13 protein-coding genes are annotated in these 17,466 nt (G+C 32.0%); 1 reads left to right on the forward strand and 12 read right to left on the reverse strand.

The features are described from left to right. Position 1: 1 nt before the first annotated feature. The 9 genes from DK508_RS17050 to DK508_RS17090 all read right to left on the reverse strand — a co-directional run bounded on the left by DK508_RS17050 (position 2) and on the right by DK508_RS17090 (position 10,212). On the reverse strand, positions 2–1,312 hold the full coding sequence (locus DK508_RS17050; RefSeq protein ID WP_109301996.1) for a UDP-glucose/GDP-mannose dehydrogenase family protein: 1,311 nt from the start codon (positions 1,310–1,312) through the stop codon (positions 2–4). Continuing rightward, positions 1,309–2,472 (reverse strand): MraY family glycosyltransferase, encoded by a 1,164-nt coding sequence (locus DK508_RS17055; protein ID WP_235016429.1) that lies wholly within the window; start codon positions 2,470–2,472, stop codon positions 1,309–1,311. The genes DK508_RS17050 and DK508_RS17055 overlap by 4 nt, the downstream gene beginning before the upstream one ends. 68 nt (positions 2,473–2,540) lie before the next feature. Beyond that, complete coding sequence (locus DK508_RS17060) at positions 2,541–3,836, reverse strand: alkaline phosphatase family protein (protein ID WP_109301997.1); 1,296 nt, start codon at positions 3,834–3,836, stop codon at positions 2,541–2,543. Positions 3,837–3,840: 4 nt separating this feature from the next. Continuing rightward, complete coding sequence (locus DK508_RS17065; protein WP_160114771.1) at positions 3,841–4,812, reverse strand: NAD(P)-dependent oxidoreductase; 972 nt, start codon at positions 4,810–4,812, stop codon at positions 3,841–3,843. A 107-nt stretch (positions 4,813–4,919) separates the two neighbouring features. Beyond that, positions 4,920–6,158 carry a glycosyltransferase family 4 protein gene (locus DK508_RS17070; protein ID WP_109301999.1) on the reverse strand — a complete coding sequence of 413 codons (1,239 nt, stop codon included), beginning with the start codon at positions 6,156–6,158 and terminating at the stop codon, positions 4,920–4,922. Beyond that, positions 6,159–7,355, reverse strand: coding sequence for an L-2-hydroxyglutarate oxidase (lhgO, locus tag DK508_RS17075; RefSeq protein ID WP_109302000.1), 1,197 nt, complete (start codon positions 7,353–7,355; stop codon positions 6,159–6,161). It lies immediately after the preceding gene. Positions 7,356–7,359: 4 nt separating this feature from the next. Further along, a complete protein-coding gene (locus DK508_RS17080) occupies positions 7,360–8,454 on the reverse strand; it encodes a DegT/DnrJ/EryC1/StrS aminotransferase family protein (protein ID WP_109302001.1) in 1,095 nt (364 codons plus the stop codon). Beyond that, positions 8,438–9,181, reverse strand: coding sequence for a formyltransferase family protein (locus DK508_RS17085; protein ID WP_109302002.1), 744 nt, complete (start codon positions 9,179–9,181; stop codon positions 8,438–8,440). The genes DK508_RS17080 and DK508_RS17085 overlap by 17 nt, the downstream gene beginning before the upstream one ends. A 5-nt stretch (positions 9,182–9,186) precedes the next feature. Then, positions 9,187–10,212, reverse strand: a complete 1,026-nt coding sequence (locus DK508_RS17090) for a Gfo/Idh/MocA family protein (RefSeq protein ID WP_109302003.1) — start codon at positions 10,210–10,212, stop codon at positions 9,187–9,189. 113 nt (positions 10,213–10,325) lie between these two features. Here DK508_RS17090 and DK508_RS17095 point away from each other — a divergent pair, with 113 nt between their 5' ends. After that, complete coding sequence (locus DK508_RS17095) at positions 10,326–10,736, forward strand: ankyrin repeat domain-containing protein (RefSeq protein ID WP_109302004.1); 411 nt, start codon at positions 10,326–10,328, stop codon at positions 10,734–10,736. 2 nt (positions 10,737–10,738) lie between these two features. Here the strand turns inward: DK508_RS17095 and DK508_RS17100 are convergent, their stop codons facing one another. From DK508_RS17100 to DK508_RS17110, 3 genes are read right to left on the reverse strand one after another with little or no spacing between them, the layout of a single operon-like run. Then, positions 10,739–13,309, reverse strand: coding sequence for a T9SS type A sorting domain-containing protein (locus DK508_RS17100; protein ID WP_109302005.1), 2,571 nt, complete (start codon positions 13,307–13,309; stop codon positions 10,739–10,741). 16 nt (positions 13,310–13,325) lie between these two features. Continuing rightward, positions 13,326–14,705 carry a phenylacetate--CoA ligase family protein gene (locus tag DK508_RS17105; RefSeq protein WP_109302006.1) on the reverse strand — a complete coding sequence of 460 codons (1,380 nt, stop codon included), beginning with the start codon at positions 14,703–14,705 and terminating at the stop codon, positions 13,326–13,328. A 36-nt stretch (positions 14,706–14,741) separates the two neighbouring features. Further along, on the reverse strand, positions 14,742–17,462 hold the full coding sequence (locus DK508_RS17110) for a T9SS type A sorting domain-containing protein (RefSeq protein WP_109302007.1): 2,721 nt from the start codon (positions 17,460–17,462) through the stop codon (positions 14,742–14,744). Positions 17,463–17,466: the final 4 nt, after the last annotated feature.

The raw sequence follows: 17,466 nt of genomic DNA on the forward strand, positions 1-17,466 counted from the left end.
ATCAGATAATTGTTTCTCTACCTATTGAATAATAAGACATATTTTCTTTCTTAACATCTTCCAAGTCATATAAATTTCTACCATCGAATATTACTTTTCCTTTCATAGCTTCTTTAAGCCTGGCAAAGTCTGGAGTTCTAAAAATACTCCATTCGGTACAAATAATAAGTGCATCCGCATCCTCTAAAACATCATACATGGTATCGGCAAACTGTATTTTATCTTTATACTTTCTACGTACATTGGGCATAGCTTCTGGATCGAAAGCTCTTATTTTTGCTCCTTTACTTAATAAATCATTAATAATATCTAAAGCAGGTGCTTCTCTAATATCATCTGTTTCTGGTTTAAAGGCCAATCCCCAAATAGCAAATGTTTTATTATTAACATCATTCTTAAAATAATCCTGAATCTTTGGTATTAAAGTAACCTTTTGAGCCGCATTTACTTCAATTACAGATTTTAAAATTTTAAAATCATAATTATCATCTTTCCCTGATTTATGAAGAGCCTTTACATCTTTTGGAAAACAAGATCCTCCATAACCAATTCCTGGAAACAAAAATCGTTTTCCTATTCTAGAATCAGTTCCCATTCCTCTACGAACTTTATCGACATCAGCTCCTACTTTCTCACAATAATTCGCTATTTCATTCATAAATGTAATCTTTGTAGCTAAGAAAGAATTTGCAGCATATTTTGTAAGTTCGGCAGATTTTTCATCCATGATAATGATCGGATTACCTGATCGCACATAAGGTTTATAGAGTTTTTGCATCAACTCAATTGCTCTATCAGAACTTGAACCAACAACTATTCTTTCCGGTTTCAAAAAATCATCAACAGCTAAACCTTCTCTTAAGAACTCTGGATTAGATACTACATCAAAGTCACATTTGGCATTTTTGGAAATAACCGCATGAACTTTCTCTGCAGTACCAACAGGAACTGTACTCTTATCCACAATCACTTTATAACTTGAGATAATTTTCCCTATTTCTTCAGAAACCCCCAAAATATATGATAAATCTGCAGAACCATCTTCATCCTCAGGTGTAGGTAAAGCTAAAAAAACAATATCTCCATGCTCAAGACCTTCTTTTAATGATGTGGTAAACTTTAAGCGATTAGCTTTTATATTTCTTTCAAATAAGACGTCTAAATGCGGTTCGTAAATAGGAACTTCTCCACCTCTCATTTTAGCCACTTTTTCTTCATTTATATCAACGCAAACAACCTCATTTCCTGTTTCTGCTAAACAAGTTCCTGTAACTAAACCTACATACCCCGTGCCTATTACCGATATTTTCATTTATCTTTATTTTTCTTTTTATTCGTTAATTTTTTTCTATTTTTTTTAACCTCTTTCTTCAAGTTATCCACTTTATTTCTTAATATTAATTTCTTTTTAAGGTTTGAAAAACTAAAATCCAATCTGAAAAATAAATACCCTAAACCAATAATTATTATTATAAGAAAAATCAAAAGATATCCATTTTTTGAGGTACTCCCCAAGAATATAAAAAGAACAACAAAAAGGAGATTGAATCCGCCTAGAAAAAGACTAGCTTGTCTATGTGATAAAGATAAATAATCAATAAGAATATGGTGTATATGATTTCTATCTGGTGAAAACGGACTTTTCTTGTTAGCTATTCTAATAGTAAAAACTCTTGCGGTATCAAATAATGGAACAATCAAAATACTCATTGCGATGATAGGGCCATTTTCTAATAGAAAAGGAAGGTTATTATAGCTTTCTTTTGTTAGCGTCAAAAATTTTAGTGTTAAAATACTTATGATAAAACCAACAATGAGCGAACCTGTATCTCCCATAAATATCTTCTTAGTAGAGGACAGGTTAAATGATAAAAAAGCAATAAGACTTCCATTTAATGCCAAACACAAAAGCGTATAAAAAAAGTCATTTGTAAAATAAAAGATAGTCGCATACATAATTAAAATTACTATCCCAACTATAGCCGCAAGACCATCTATACCATCGATAAGATTATACGCATTTATAACGGTGAGCATTACAAAACCACCAACCAAATAATACAAATAAATTGGGATTTCATGTATTCCTAAAAAACCATTAAGAGAATGCACAATGAAGTTTTCATTCAACAAAACAAATCCAAGCGCACACAACTGGGCTAGCAATTTTGTGAAAGGTGCTAATACTAATAAATCATCTTTTAAACCAATAATTAAAAGTATTGTTAAGCCTGGTATAATATACATTGCCTCACTATTAGAATCCCATTGTTTTAGAAAAAACAGTGTAAAGATTATAGTATAAAAAAAAGAAACCCCACCTAACGTAGGAGTTTTCGTTTTATGAGAACTTCTATTATTTGGCTCATCCATTAACCTTTTATTTTCTACTAATCCAATAATTTTAGGAATAGTAAAATATGTCAAGGCATAAGCTCCGAAAAAAAACAATATTGGATAGTATAAAGGCAAAAGAAAATATTTAATTACGCATTGTAATTGAGGACAAATATAGGCAAATGAGTCTAATTAATAGGTTTTCAATTAAACGAATGAACCAATTTTTCAAAAACCTCCTTAAGTTCTATAGTTTTATCTGTTTCTTTTATTTCAGATCCAGTATCAACATAATATCCGATATGATGATGTTCTCCATTCTTAATTGCAACAAAGGCTACCTCATTTTCAAAGTTATGAACCAATTTTTCTCCTTTAATATTAAAATTATCATCAATATCATTGGAGTATGTAAGTTCAACAAAAAGACTAGTTTCTCTATTGTCTATTGTGAATATATTAATTTCATCTTTCTCAGACTTATACGTTTCTAAAATACTCTGAGCTTTCAAAGCATCATTTGCCGTGTCAAAATCTATTAGAAAATCTCTCGACATTCTTGGAGTAACTTTCTGGATATTTTTAATTTCCAATGTATCTTGAAGAAATGAAACATGTTCCTTTAATCTCCAGTAAAAAGTATTGTGCTTATGCGGTTTTTGATGTAACCCAGTGCATAAAAGTAATCTTACATCAAGTTTCATTAGCTTTCCGATCACATTATCATACTCTTTAAAAATCATCAGCAAAGGATCTTGATCTTCAGAACAATACCAATCTGGGTTTTTAAGATCCCCATCGTAAGCAGAGGAATTAAACATATAATGATGTTGAAAATGTGCTCCAGTATTTAGAAAAAGATTAGAAAAATCAGGTTTATGTTTTTTCCATTGATGGATAAATGTATCTCCTAAAAGCTTATCCAAAACTACAGCTTTAATACCTACTTTAGATTTTATTGAAAGTAATAATTTAAAATACTGCATATAAGCCGAAGGTCTTACCACCTTAAGCAGTGTCTTTAAAATAGCAAAAATTGACTCTTTGGAAACACTTTCTTTTGCATTATCATTTACTGCCTGAGAAACCGCCTTAGACACATCTTGTATGAACTTTTCTCCCGAAGCTTCTGTTTGTGTCCAAGGGTCTGGAACAAAAAATTTAGAATTTTTTAATCTATTATCTGCATTAAAAGGACTGATGGCCCCAACAGTTAACCCTTTTTCCTCAGCTATTTCAAATATCTGTTTTAGATCCTTTCTATCAACTATGTCTCCTAATCTAAAAACCTTATGCTCTTCATACGTTTTACCTGTATGCACGGTTACCCATTGTATCCAAGGTTCTAAAAGCTTATACTCCTTTTCTGAAGAAGTTTCTAAAACATCATACTCATCAAATATCTTTTTGAAATTTGGAAGGATCCCTTGATTAACGTAATGCTTAATAAAGTCAAAATTAAGTTCGTTAAGCCCTAGTAAAATTAATTTTTGCTTCATGTTATTATTTTTTAAGTGATCTATACCAGGTTGCCATCTTTACAATTTCTTCTTCTGTCGAAAATTTTTGAACATATCCTTTTTCTCTAATTTTCTCAGCTCGATAATCAGTTGAAGTAGCGAATTTTTTTATTCTATTCCAATTTAACTTCAGATCTTTCCCAGTGAGTTTTGAAAGTATTTCGAAAGGCGTGGCTAGAACATAAGCAAACCAGACAGGAATATTTAATTTTGGCATTGCAAAGCCTTCTTGAGAAGCAACGATTTTCATTAATTCATTAAGGCTTATATAAGGTTTATCAATACAGTTAAATATCTCAACCTTTTTATCAAAACCTAAATCCATAGTAAATATTGTCATATCCACCATATTAGATACAGCTACCATGGACTTAACATGACTACCATTGCCTATCATTAATAAAGGATTTCCGTACATCTTATCAATTAGGTTATACATGTTGGCATAATTGTTCACACCATAAATAACCGAAGGTCTCAGTATTACTGCTCGATTATTTTCATCTTTTTCTAACCAATCATTTATCACATATTCGCCTGCTAATTTGGAATCTCCATAGATAGTATTCGAAAGTAACTCATCACTCTCGTCACATATTTTATCTTGATGACCGTAAGCCGATACAGTACTAAAATAGATTACTTTATTAATGTTTTGTTTTTCGGCGTATTCAATAAGAACTTTGGTTGCTTGTTCATTGTCTCGAAAATATTCTTTATCAGATATTCCGAAGTCATTTTTTGCTGCAGCACAATGTATTATTATATCAAATGTAGTGTTGAGAGATTCTATTTTAGAGATGTCAAAAATATCCCCAATAATGGTGTTTTTATGAATTTTATATAAAGGGGTATCGTTTCTATCAATTCCTTTAACTTGATGTCCAAGTTCCTCCAATCGAGGCATAAGTGCAGATCCAACAAATCCATTTGCACCAGTTACTAGTATTTTCAAACTCATTTCAAATTTTAAAAGACAAAACTAATCATTAATAAGTTAAGGGCAAAAATTAAGCATCTTCAAATACTACGGGTCAATTAAAAAAAAGTGAGGAATATTTTTTATAAATCTTCAAAAATTTCACCAAATGATTCACTTATTTTATCATAGGTGCAATTTTCAATCAAATATTTATATCCTCTCTCACCATATTGTAACCGTTCTTCTTCAGATAAGCTTTTAAAATATAAAATTCTTTCCTTTAAAGATTCTTCATCCTCGGGCGGCACCACATAACCAGACTTAGAGTAAGTCACCGGGTTTTCATTTGACCCTAAAGCCTGAATTATAGGTTTTTTTGCATAGAAATAATCAAATGTTTTCAATTGTGATGTTCCAAACTTATAAATCTTGGTGTCTTTGGTTCCTTTTCCCATAAACAAGACATCCATTTTAGATAAAAATAGTTTCACATACTGTTTAGGTACTCTATCCAAGAAATGAACATTATCATAATTCTCGGATAACTTTAAAAGTCGTTCTTTTTCTGGACCACCTCCAAGTATATATAGATTAATATTTTGTTCTTTAAGTTTTGAAATAACATTAATTACTGTATCCAGGGGATTAGCAATTACAATCGTTCCTGCGTATCCAATATTAAATGTGTCTTCGCTTATTTTTTCCTTAAAAATATCTTCTATAACAATTTCTTCTTTATCACTTGGTAATTCATAACCATTAGTAACCCATTTGAAATCAAAATTTTGATGACCCAAGACTTGCTTAAAATGTTTATCTGCTCTTGGAAGAACAGAAATAAGTTTATCTGCTTTAGAGTAACCTAGCCGCTCTAAATACCCTAAAAATCTAATAAAAATGTTTTTTTCAGAATAATTACCCAATTCAAGAGCAGATAATGGCCACAAATCTCTTACTTCAAAAACGAATTTTGCTTTTGGATAAAAAAGCTTCTTAAAAATAACAATATTTAAAACTGGTAATAGTGGAAGAGAAGACAACATAATAATATCTGGCTTTGGAACTTTCTTCCTTGAGATCAGAGGAACAATAAATAAATTCATTGAAAATATGAGCCAGCTTACTATTCTCCATTTACCATGGGATGTTTTATATTTATTACCCTTTAAAATAAGGGTTTTAACATCTTTATTTACATATTTATATAAACCTTTAAATTTATTATGCCTAAATGGTGCATGACAAAAGGAAGAAGTAATTAATAGGATATTAAATTTCTCCTCTTTTTTTAAGTGTTTAGCAATATAAGAATGTCTATATCCGTCCCCTTCAATATCGGGGCTTGATATGTGTTGATTAATAATCCAAATATTCTTCATTTATAATGATTGAAGTACTTTTTTAGTTATTTCTTTACCAATATTTAATGATGAAGTAGCTGCGGGTGAAGGAGCGTTTATTACATGAACGGCATTGTCATTTTTCTCGATTAAAAAATCGTCTATAAGATTACCTTTTATATCACATAATTGTGCTCTAACTCCAGCTTCTCCAATAATCAAATCTTCTTCTTTTATTTTGGGGATTAGTTTTTGCAGTGATTTAACAAAAGCCTTTTTAGAAAATGATCTATACATTTCAAAAGCTCCTATTTTCCAATATTTTAAAGCCACTTTGATAAATCCAAGATATGAGATACTCTCAAGAAACTCCATTAAATCTATATCAGATTTTGTGTACCCTTCTCTCTTAAATGCAAGTACTGCATTTGGTCCTGCATCTACTTTTCCGTTAATTCTTCTTGTAAAATGTACTCCAAGAAACGGAAAATTTGGGTCAGGTACTGGATAAATTAGATTATTAACAAGCTTAGCTTTTTCTTCTTTTAACAAATAATACTCTCCTCTAAATGGTATAATTTTAGCATTTAGATTAAACCCATCCATTTTTGCAATTTTATCTGAATATAGTCCTGCACAATTCACTAAAAACTTAGTATTTATAGCTTTGCTGTTAGTGTTTATTAAATAACTTTCTTTTTGCTTTTCTATTGAAATAACCTTCTTGTCAAAAAAAAAGTTTACACCATTTTGTTCGCTTATTTCAAAAAGTTTGTGAGATACTTTTTTATAATCCACTATACCAGCTTGAGGAACAAAAATTCCTTTAGTCCCAAAAACATGAGGTTCTTTTTCTTTGAGTTCTTCTTGATTTAATATCTGTAACCCGGTTAACCCATTTTGTATACCTCTATCATAAATATCTTGTAGTTTTTTTTCCTCATTGCTATTCGTTGCAACAATGATCTTACCACATATTTCATGATAAATTTGTTCTTCTTTGCAAAACTTTAAAAGAAGATCATATCCTTTTCTACAGTTTATAGCCTTAGCACTACCTGGTTTATAATAAATACCCGAATGGATAACACCGCTATTATGTCCTGTTTGATGAGAAGCAATTGATTTTTCTTTTTCTAAAACTGCTATCTTAAGATGGGGAGCCGCTTTAGAAAGGTTATATGCCGTAGCGAGGCCTACAATACCGGCTCCAACAATTGTGACATCATAACTCATCTTATTAAAAAAAGTTTTTTATCGCCTCGACTACTATTTTAGCATCATCTAATGTTAGATGTTCACCGATAGGTAGACTTAGTAGCAAAGTATCTGTATTATTTGCATTAAAACTTGTTTTGGCTTGACCAACATAGTCATATGCCTTAAGCTTAGGCAAAGCAATAGGGTAATGAATCCCTGTTTGAATATTTTGCTCTCCTAAATAAGCTTTTAACTCTTCTCTTCTATCAGTTCTTATAACAAATAGATGATATACCTGTCTTGCCCATTCTGATCTTTTAGGCAATACAATTTCTGAAACATCTTTTAGGTTTTCGAGATAAAAATCGGCTATTTTAATGCGTTGATTTGTCCAATCTTCAAGGTGGCCTAATTTTACATTTAAAATGGCGGCTTGTAAATTATCTAATCTACTATTTCTTCCTTCAAAAACGTGGTTATATTTCTCTATTCTTCCATGATTAGCAATCATTCTACATTTAATTGCTAACTCTTCATCATTGGTTACAATTGCGCCACCATCACCATAGGCCCCAAGATTTTTACCTGGATAAAAACTAAAAGTTCCTATATCTCCAAGAGCACCTATTCTTTTTCCGTTATATTCGGCACCGTGAGCTTGTGCACAATCTTCTATAATTTTGAGATCATGTTCTTTTGCAATTTGTAAAAGTTCGCCCATATCACAAGGGTGACCGTACAAATGAACTGCAATAATTGCTTTTGTTTTTTCTGTAATTACCTCTTTTAAGCTTTGTATAGAAATTGTATAATTATCAAGATTACAATCACAAAATACTACTTTGTGACCCGATCTTGTAACAGCTTCAGAACTCGCAATAAAACTATTAGCAGGAACAATAATTTCTGAATCAGGTGGAAGGTTTAATGCTTCAATAGCTATTTCTATAGCATCTGTACCATTAGCAACACCAATACAATGTTTTGCATCTTGAAATAAAGCAAAGTCCTTTTCAAGTTTCTTTATTTCGTCTCCACCTATGAAAGCAGAATTTGTAATAACACTTTCAATAGCGGCATCAATATCTTTTTTTATCGTTTTATACTGATGTTGTAAGTCAAGAAATTTTATCATTTTTTTCAAAATATATTTTCTGAGAATTAACTAAACAATATGGGGGCTCGAAACCAGGAAAATAGGTTGCCCTAATGTGTTTTTCTATCTTTTCCTGAGGCCAGTTTAAATCAATTACTTTGATGTCATTAATCTCTTTCCTATAGTGTAAGGAAGTTCCTCGCTCTTCTATAAAATCCTCTTGTGGTATGAGTTTATAATTGCCATTTATTAAGTGACCAAGGCTTTCTTCAAATAAGGAAACAGAGGCAAGATGAGTATCATGGTGCAAATCTTTTACCCAACTACCTTCTTTAATGGGAAATCGTTTTTCAAAAATAATATCCCCAGAATCGATTCCTTCTTCTAGACGGTGTATAGTTGTACCAAATTCTTTCTTATCTTCTAGAATAGCAAAAGAAAATTGATTACATCCTCTATATTCGGGCAAAGGAGCCATGTGCAAATTAACGGTTATTTCCTTGGCTTTTTCGATATGATTTTTTTTAAGGATTTGATGATATTGAACTGATATTGCGATATCAACCTCTTCTTTTAGATTAATATACTCATCCAAGCCTTTAATAACCCGTATTTTATTCGACTCTGCATAATCTAAAATCTCTTTTCCTCTACTATTGGTTAAGATCCCAAGAATATTATAATTTAGTGTTTTCGATTTTTCGAAAAGATGCTGAAGGCATTCTAAACCAATTTTCTTCGAACCTAAAAATACAACGTTCTTCATATTATTTAGATAGACTTGTTCCTATCACTAATTTTATTATAAATCTTATCTATAATTTCAACAGTCTTAAGACCTTCAAATCCATTTGCAGAAATCACACCATCATTCGTTAATACTTCAACAACATTTTCATATACCTTATCATGATTAGACATAGATCCTTGATATTGACCATAATTGTTTGCAGTATTTCCTTCTGGTAAATTCTCTACTTTATACCCTTCTATATTTTGATATTCTAATTCATTAAGATATTGCCCTCCTATTTTCACAGTTCCTTTTTCACCAAAAATAGTTAAAGAACCTTCCATGTTCTTCCCGTGGCTATTAACTGTATAGTTAATACTTCCTAATGCACCATTATAAAACTCCAAAGCAATCACTCCATTGTCATCAAATTCGGTGATCCCTTGATGATGAAAATTTCCTCCAAAAGCTTCAACATTTTTTACATCTCCTACAATCCAGTACAATAGATCAATAAAATGACTAAACTGCGTATATAAAGTACCTCCATCTAATTCTTGTGTACCTTTCCAAGAGTTTTTATAGTAATCAGGATTTCTGTTCCAGAAACAATTTAATTGTGCAGAATAAATTTTACCCAATTTACCATCATCAATTATTTTTTTAACCGCTTCAACTGGTGGATTAAAACGATTTTGCTTTACAATCATTAATCTCTTGTTGGCTTTTTCTGCTTCTTTGATCATTTCTCCACAATCATAAACATTAATAGCCATAGGCTTTTCACAAAGCACATGAAAACCGCTTTTCAAAGATTGGATTGTATGCTCGGCGTGCAACCCGTTTGGAGAACAAATTGCAATCAAATCAACATCAGGCTCATTAGATAGCAATTCTTCTATCGAAGCATATGCTGTAGCATCATATTCTTTTGCTAAAGATTCAGCCTTTTCAAATTCAATATCACAAACCGCTTTTAACGTTCCATTATTGTTAATATGACCGGCATGTCTATTTCCTATTCTACCACAACCAACGATGGCAAAGTTTAATTCTTTCTTCATATAATTAAAAAACGCAAAGGTACTTTTATTTCCTTAAAGTTGTAAATATTATTCGGATTTAAAACAGATTATTATTATTGTCGCATGGACTGTAAATATTATTTTTGTGAATAATGGATATTGAGTTACAATTTTTTAAAGCTTGCGCGGATGGGGATGTAAAAACAGTTGCATCTTCAATCCCTATGTTGAAGCATATTGATGTAAAAACTGATGAGGGTTGGACAGGTCTTGTAAAGGCGGTTTTTAATGAGCATTTTGATGTTGCAAAATTATTGGTTGCACATGGTGCAGATGTAAACGCGACTAATCATAAAGGCACAACCATCTTTATGTATGCCAAAACCCCCGTATTTGCATCTAAAAACATTGAGATTCTGGATTGGCTTATCGATCAAGGTGCTAATCTTAATGTAACGGAGCATCGTTCTTTAACGGTACTAGACTATGTGAAACAAGAAGGCGCCACTTGGTTAGAAAAATGGCTTTTAGAAAGAGGAGCCAAATATGCAAATGAACTTTAATTTCAATTCTTTAAAAACTTATAAGTTTCATCTACACCCCTAGCTTTTATTTTAATAAAATACATCCCTTTCATCAAATTTTCTATAGCGATTCTATATGTGCCGTCTATTTTTTTAGATTTTTCCTTAACCTTACTTATTTTCTTACCTTGAATATCAAAAATAGTAATACTTATTGATTGATTTAATTTCTGTGCTGAGGTAACATATAAATGCTTATTATTATCTATAGGATTAGGGAAGATTTTAAAAACTTGATAACTCTTACGGTTTTTAACTATCTCATTTTTTGGCTTTTGAACTATGGTTTGCTCATAATTTTTCGAAACAGGGGATTCAATTATTTTCCAGGGATAACCTAAAGAGTTATTTATATAAGCAAAATCATTACTGATAGAATGCCAAACATTTGTTCTTACAGAGCGATTGTCTTCATAATGGTAAAAAGATACGATATCACCTTTGCCATCCCCATTATAATCTCCAGACACTACTCTACCAGTTATTTTGCGTACGTCATATCCTCCTTTTGTTTCCTGCCACCAACCAGTGCTCAATTGGTATTTAAATTTATTACCCTCGGACAGCCATACATGTAAATCCGTATCGCCATTGCCATTGTCGTAAAAAGAAGCGATATCATCTTTGCCATCCCCATTATAATCTCTAGACACTACTCTACCGGTTATTTTGCTTACGTCATATCCTCCTTTCGTTTCCTGCCACCAACCAAAGCTCCATTGATATTTAAATTTATTACCCTCAGACAGCCATACATGTAAATCCGTATTGCCATTACCATTGTCATAAAAAGAAGCAATATCATCTTTGCCATCCCCATTATAATCTCCAGACACTACTCTACCGGTTATTTTGTTTACATCATATGAGCCTTGTCTGTCCAACCACCAACCAAAGCTCCATTGATATTTAAATTTATTGCCCTCTGACAGCCATACATGTAAATCCGTATCGCCATTGCCATTGTCGTAAAAAGAAGCGATATCATCTTTGCCATCCCCATTATAATCTCCAGACACTACTCTACCGGTTATTTTGTTTACATCATATGAGCCTTGTCTGTCCAACCACCAACCAAAGCTCAATTGATACTTAAACTGATCGCCTTCTGACAGCCATACATGTAAATCCATATCCCCATTACCATTGTCATAAAAAGAAGCGATATCATCTTTGCCATCTCCATTATAATCTCCGGATACTACTCTTCCTTCTATCTTATTAATATCATAACCTCCAGTTGTTTCCTGCCACCATCCAGAATTTCCATGGTAAATAAACTCTTGCGTTGAAGATGTCCACAAACGCAAATTTGTGTTTCCTGCACCATTATCATAAAAAGCAGCAATATCATCTTTACCATCTCCATCATAGTCCCCTGAAACTATTTTATTCGTTACTTTTTCTGGATCGAATGATATCCAATAAGGGTCTTTTGGGAAAATTTGATTGCTAGCAAAATATTGATTGTTATTAATAACGTTATTATCGCCTATATCTTGAAACTCCCACGCAATAAAACGATTACCATTGTAGGTATTAGCAGACGATATTCCAAAGTTATCATTTAGATAAACATAATTTGTATAAATCTCATTGTTTACCATTGTTCCTGTTTGCACATTCTCATCTTGATATCCTAGAATGATTCCAAATTTGGAATTATTGATTTTATCATAAGCATTATCTGGAGGTATATTTGGATCACTCTCATCAACCCCTTGTGGATCAAGGCATAAAAAATCATTATTGTTGGGTTGATAAAACTCTTTATAGATAAAATTACCAGCTATTATATTGCTTTTTTGATATCCATGGTTCATTTGAATTCCACTTCCTAAGGGATTATCTAGAGTATTACCTATAAACTTATTATTATCTGATCCGTGAGAAATATAGAATCCATGATGTCTATGGCTTCCACAATGATTATTCACTTTTTGGCTATGGATATAATTGTATGCTATTTCATTGTATTCACTTTTGTAATTAGAATTTATTGCATACTCATTAGATAAGTATAAATCTTGACCGACATCTTTTCCGATCCATATTGCAGCTCCATCATTATGATTATCTAAAACATCCCCTATAAATTCGCAATATTTTACCGAAGAGTGATCCACATTGTCCCATAAGAAACCATGTGTGACATTTTGAAAAGTGATGTTGGAAATATGAACGTATTGTATATCTTTAAATTTTATGATATCAACAGCATTTCCCGATGGTCTTTTTATCACTACTCTATCTTCTTCAGAATATATTTTGATTGGATAATCCGATGTCCCAGATTTTGCCCATATAAAACTTATCAAATTATTTGTTCCTAAACTTATATCTCCCTCTTTTTTTAGTACTATATGATATTCTTTGTCTACAGGATTAGGAAGTAGATCATAAGCACCTTTTAAGGTTTTTGTTATGGTCGGTTCTGACAGTAATGACGTTGAATCATTTCCTTGAAGATCTGAAATATAAATTTTCTTGACCTGACTATAAAAAAGGAATGTATTTAGACAGAAAAACAGTAATGCTATGGTTTTTCTCATGTTTAGCGTTTTAAAATCATACCTTAGAAATCACTGCTCTAAATTTTCCATTACTATTTCTAGGAATATCTTTTAAGTAGTTAAACGTTACCGACACCTCACCAACCTGGCTACATAATCTATTTTTCATTGCTAATTCTTGTTCTTCTTTTTCAAAATCTTCTTCTACTACAATATTAATAGTATAATCTTCTATGCTATTTTGGATTAATTGTGCAACCATCAACTTAGGAATGTCTACAAATAAACCGTGAAAACGAACCATTTTACGCCCATCCTTTGCAGTTATCACATCTTCCATTCGCCCTTCAATTTCATCTATAATTGGCATGGCCATACTAGACTTTGAAGTTTGATTTTTTGACAACTTTACACGATCACCTATTCTATATCGTATCAAAGGTTGATCAAAATTCAAGAATCCCGTAGCAATTACTTCTCCACTTTCACCAAAAGCTACTTCATGTCCCAAATCATCAATAACTTCCATCACTCCGGTGTCGGGACTAAATAGAAGTTCTCCTTCTTTGTTTTCTGAAATCAATCCACAAGACTCTACTCCACTATAAGCATCATATACCTTGCACCCATACACTCGCTCCATGGTTTCTCGCATTTCGCCCGTTAGTTTTTCACTAGAAGTAAGAACTGCTCTTATTTTAGGAGCTTGTAATCCTTTTTTCTCAATAAAATCTGCTAATAGATAATTACTCATTGCGTAACCAACCATGTACTCTACTTCATTTTTTACTATTCCATTTACATAATTTTGAGCAGTTTCTGGAGATAGATGATATGCAGAAAAATATGTCTGTTTTTCGGTATAATTATATCGGTAATAAGGTGGTTTGGCATTTGCATCTGGTAAAATTCTTCTTCCGCCTATCATTCCTCTAGCCATTTTGTGGTTTACACCTGCCCAATTACGTATACGCGCTTCGTATGCCGCACTCCATATTTGATGGGCTTCATTGGTGAAAAATGCTTTAATAGGGGTACCTGTGCTTCCGCTACTAGATAAGAATGCTCCTTTTTTCCTTTTGGAAGATAAGAGAGTCGTAGTCCCATATTTTCGCAATTCATCTTTTTCCAAATACGGCAATTTTTTAAGGTCTTCTATTTCGAAAGTATTAAAATCTTTTGCTTTAAAGCCGTGTTTAGAATACAACTCTTTATAATAAGGAACAGTTTCATAAGCATGTTTTAATAATTTTCTTAGCTGTTGGGTTTGATAATCTCTCCATTGCTCTTTGGTAAAAGATTCTCTATCTCTAAACTCCTTAACATGCCGATTAAAAACACCTCCCAATCTTCTATTTTTCCAATATAAACCATAAATTGAAATAATTGTGTTTTGAATAAAAACTGGGCTTTTTTGATAGATTTTTTTTATCATAATTAGCTATTGAAAATGAATTTGTAGCGATAATTTTTAATCCTCGATAATTACCTTCTTAATCTGAATATTATTGCTTTGATGAATTTTTATAAAAACCATACTTCCATCTATGCTGGCCTTATCTAGTCTAAAATAGTTACCATCTCTTTTATAGTTTATACTTTTTCCATGTAGGTCATAAATTTCAATACTATTCGCGCTACTAGTAGAATGTAAAAAAAAATCTCCTTTGTTTGGATTTGGAAACACTAAAGTTTCCATCATATTCTTAGCGCCAGTTAACAACTTATTGGTATCAGCTTTTACCGCCGTCGGATCAGTTTTTTCAAAAATCAAATAGTCGGTATACTGCCAGTTATTACCTACTTTTATATTGCCTTCGAAAAAACTGTTGCTCCTATTTAACCAATATAAATATAAATCACCCTGAGCGTCTCTAACCAATAAATCGGTCTTACCATCTCCTGTCCAGTCATCCGGGAAATAATTAGCATATGACCAATTGTTTCCTACTTTTATATTGCCTTCAAAAAAATTGTTGGTACTATTCAACCAATATAAATACAAATCACCTTGAGCATCTCTAACCAATAAATCAGTCTTGCCATCTCCTGTCCAATCTCCTGGTAGATAATTGGTATATGGCCAATCATTACCTACTTTTATATTGCCCTCAAAAAAACTGTTGTTACTATTCAACCAATATAAATACAAATCACCTTGAGCATCCTTCACTAATAAATCAATCTTGCCATCTCCTGTCCAATCTCCCGAGAAATAATCAGAATATGACCAGTCATTACCTACTTTTATATTGCCTTCGAAAAAACTGTTGTTGCTATTTAACCAATATAAATACAAATCACCCTGAGCGTCCCTAACCAATAAATCGGTCTTACCATCTCCTGTCCAGTCATCCGGGAAATAATCAGAATACGACCAATCATTACCTACTTTTACATTGCCCTCAAAAAAACTATTACTAGCGTTTAACCAATACAAATATAAATCACCTTGAGCACCTCTAACCAATAAATCAGTCTTGTTGTCACCTGTCCAATCATTGGCAAAATAATGAGTAAAATCCCAATCATTACCTACTTTACTCCCTCCGTTATTGTTAAAAAAACTATGATTAACATCTCCAAAAGGATATAGATATAAATGTCCTTCTGTATCTCTAACCACAAAGTTTTTTCTCTGAAGTTCTGCGTCCAATTTTCTTGAAAAAAAGGTTGGTAAGAACTGTAACAAATCCTTAGACATATTAGGGTTATCAAAATCCCTATATTCTACCAAACTGTCACATTTTGCATACCAATTATCATAATATTTGTCTACATGATTTTTTACTTCGAAATCGGTTGAATATGCATTTATCATATTCCATAAAGAATTCCTGATATTTTCTATGTCGCTGTTATAGGTACTCCAAAAAGTAAATCCACCTTCATATGCTGCTACAGAGTAAAAATATGGAGCATGCCCATCTCCTTGATTATCATCTTTAGATTTGTAATTTACTCTATGCCATCCATTAGATCCATCAAAATAATTGGTGAAAAGCGGAAATTTAGTATCTCCATTATACACATTATATGCAAATTGATTAGAGAATTTTTTCATTATCTCAATATCAGGGAAAGAAAGATCAACCGCTGATCTGTTTAGGTGTAAGCTTTCGAAAACATGTACCCATTTTCGGGCATGACTAAGATCAACTGTTGTTTGTTGATTTACATTCTCAACCAAGTCCAACGCACAACTAATTTCATTCTGATTCCCAGAAAATTTATAATCATAATGATCTTTCCAGTATCCAGCATCCAAAACCAGCCCATTGTTAGGAGTTTCAGATAATCGACTCTCTATCAAGCTTGAGCTTTCCTGAATGAAATCTACAAATGAATCCTTTACAATAGTTGTTAAGCTTACTTCATTAGAATCCAACTTATTGCTTGCCAAAATATCTGAAACCCCGCCAATAATAGACATGATCTCTCCTCTTATGGCATTACAATGTTTTTTATTTTCGATAATATTGATCCAGTTACTATGGATAATTTTTTGAACAAAATCACGGATAGTAAAACAGTTTGCAGAAGATTTGGGGTCACAACCCCATCCCTGCCCCTGACTGGTGATATCCTCATTTAACCATCTTTGATAATGATCTATTACAATATTAATAATGTTTTCACTTAAAAAGCTATTTATATTCGCTCCTCTCTCATTCTCGGGTACTTGAGCTGCATATAATATTGCCCTTGAAATCATTTGCAAGAAATTGGCACTATTTAATAAATGTTCATGCTCAAACGTAATCGTTCTTATCACCGTTTCACCATCCTTAATTTGGTTATTATAATTCACCGCCCACATTGGTCTTGCTTGCGAGAATGAAGAAGTACAATACACATCGGTTGCTTCATTTTCGCCAATTGAAGTAATAATCTTGTTTTCTGTTTTATATTGAACATACTTAAAAGCCTCTAGATAAACGCCTATCAGCTCATCCATTAACTCATATTTCTTTTGATGATGAGCATAGATAAGCAAGTTAAATGTTTCTAATTGAACATTATACAAGATCTCGGTGTTATTTACAGCTAGTTTTTGATTAATATCATTTATATATTTCTGTTTTTGGTTATCCCAGATTGTTTGTATTTGGTTTTCTATCTGAACATTGTCCTGGGCAAAATTTATTTTTGAGAACAACACAAAAATTAATAATAACAGTATATTTTTCATTTAT

Origin of the sequence: Aquimarina sp. AU474 (assembly GCF_900312815.1) — a bacterium.
Classification (GTDB): domain Bacteria; phylum Bacteroidota; class Bacteroidia; order Flavobacteriales; family Flavobacteriaceae; genus Aquimarina.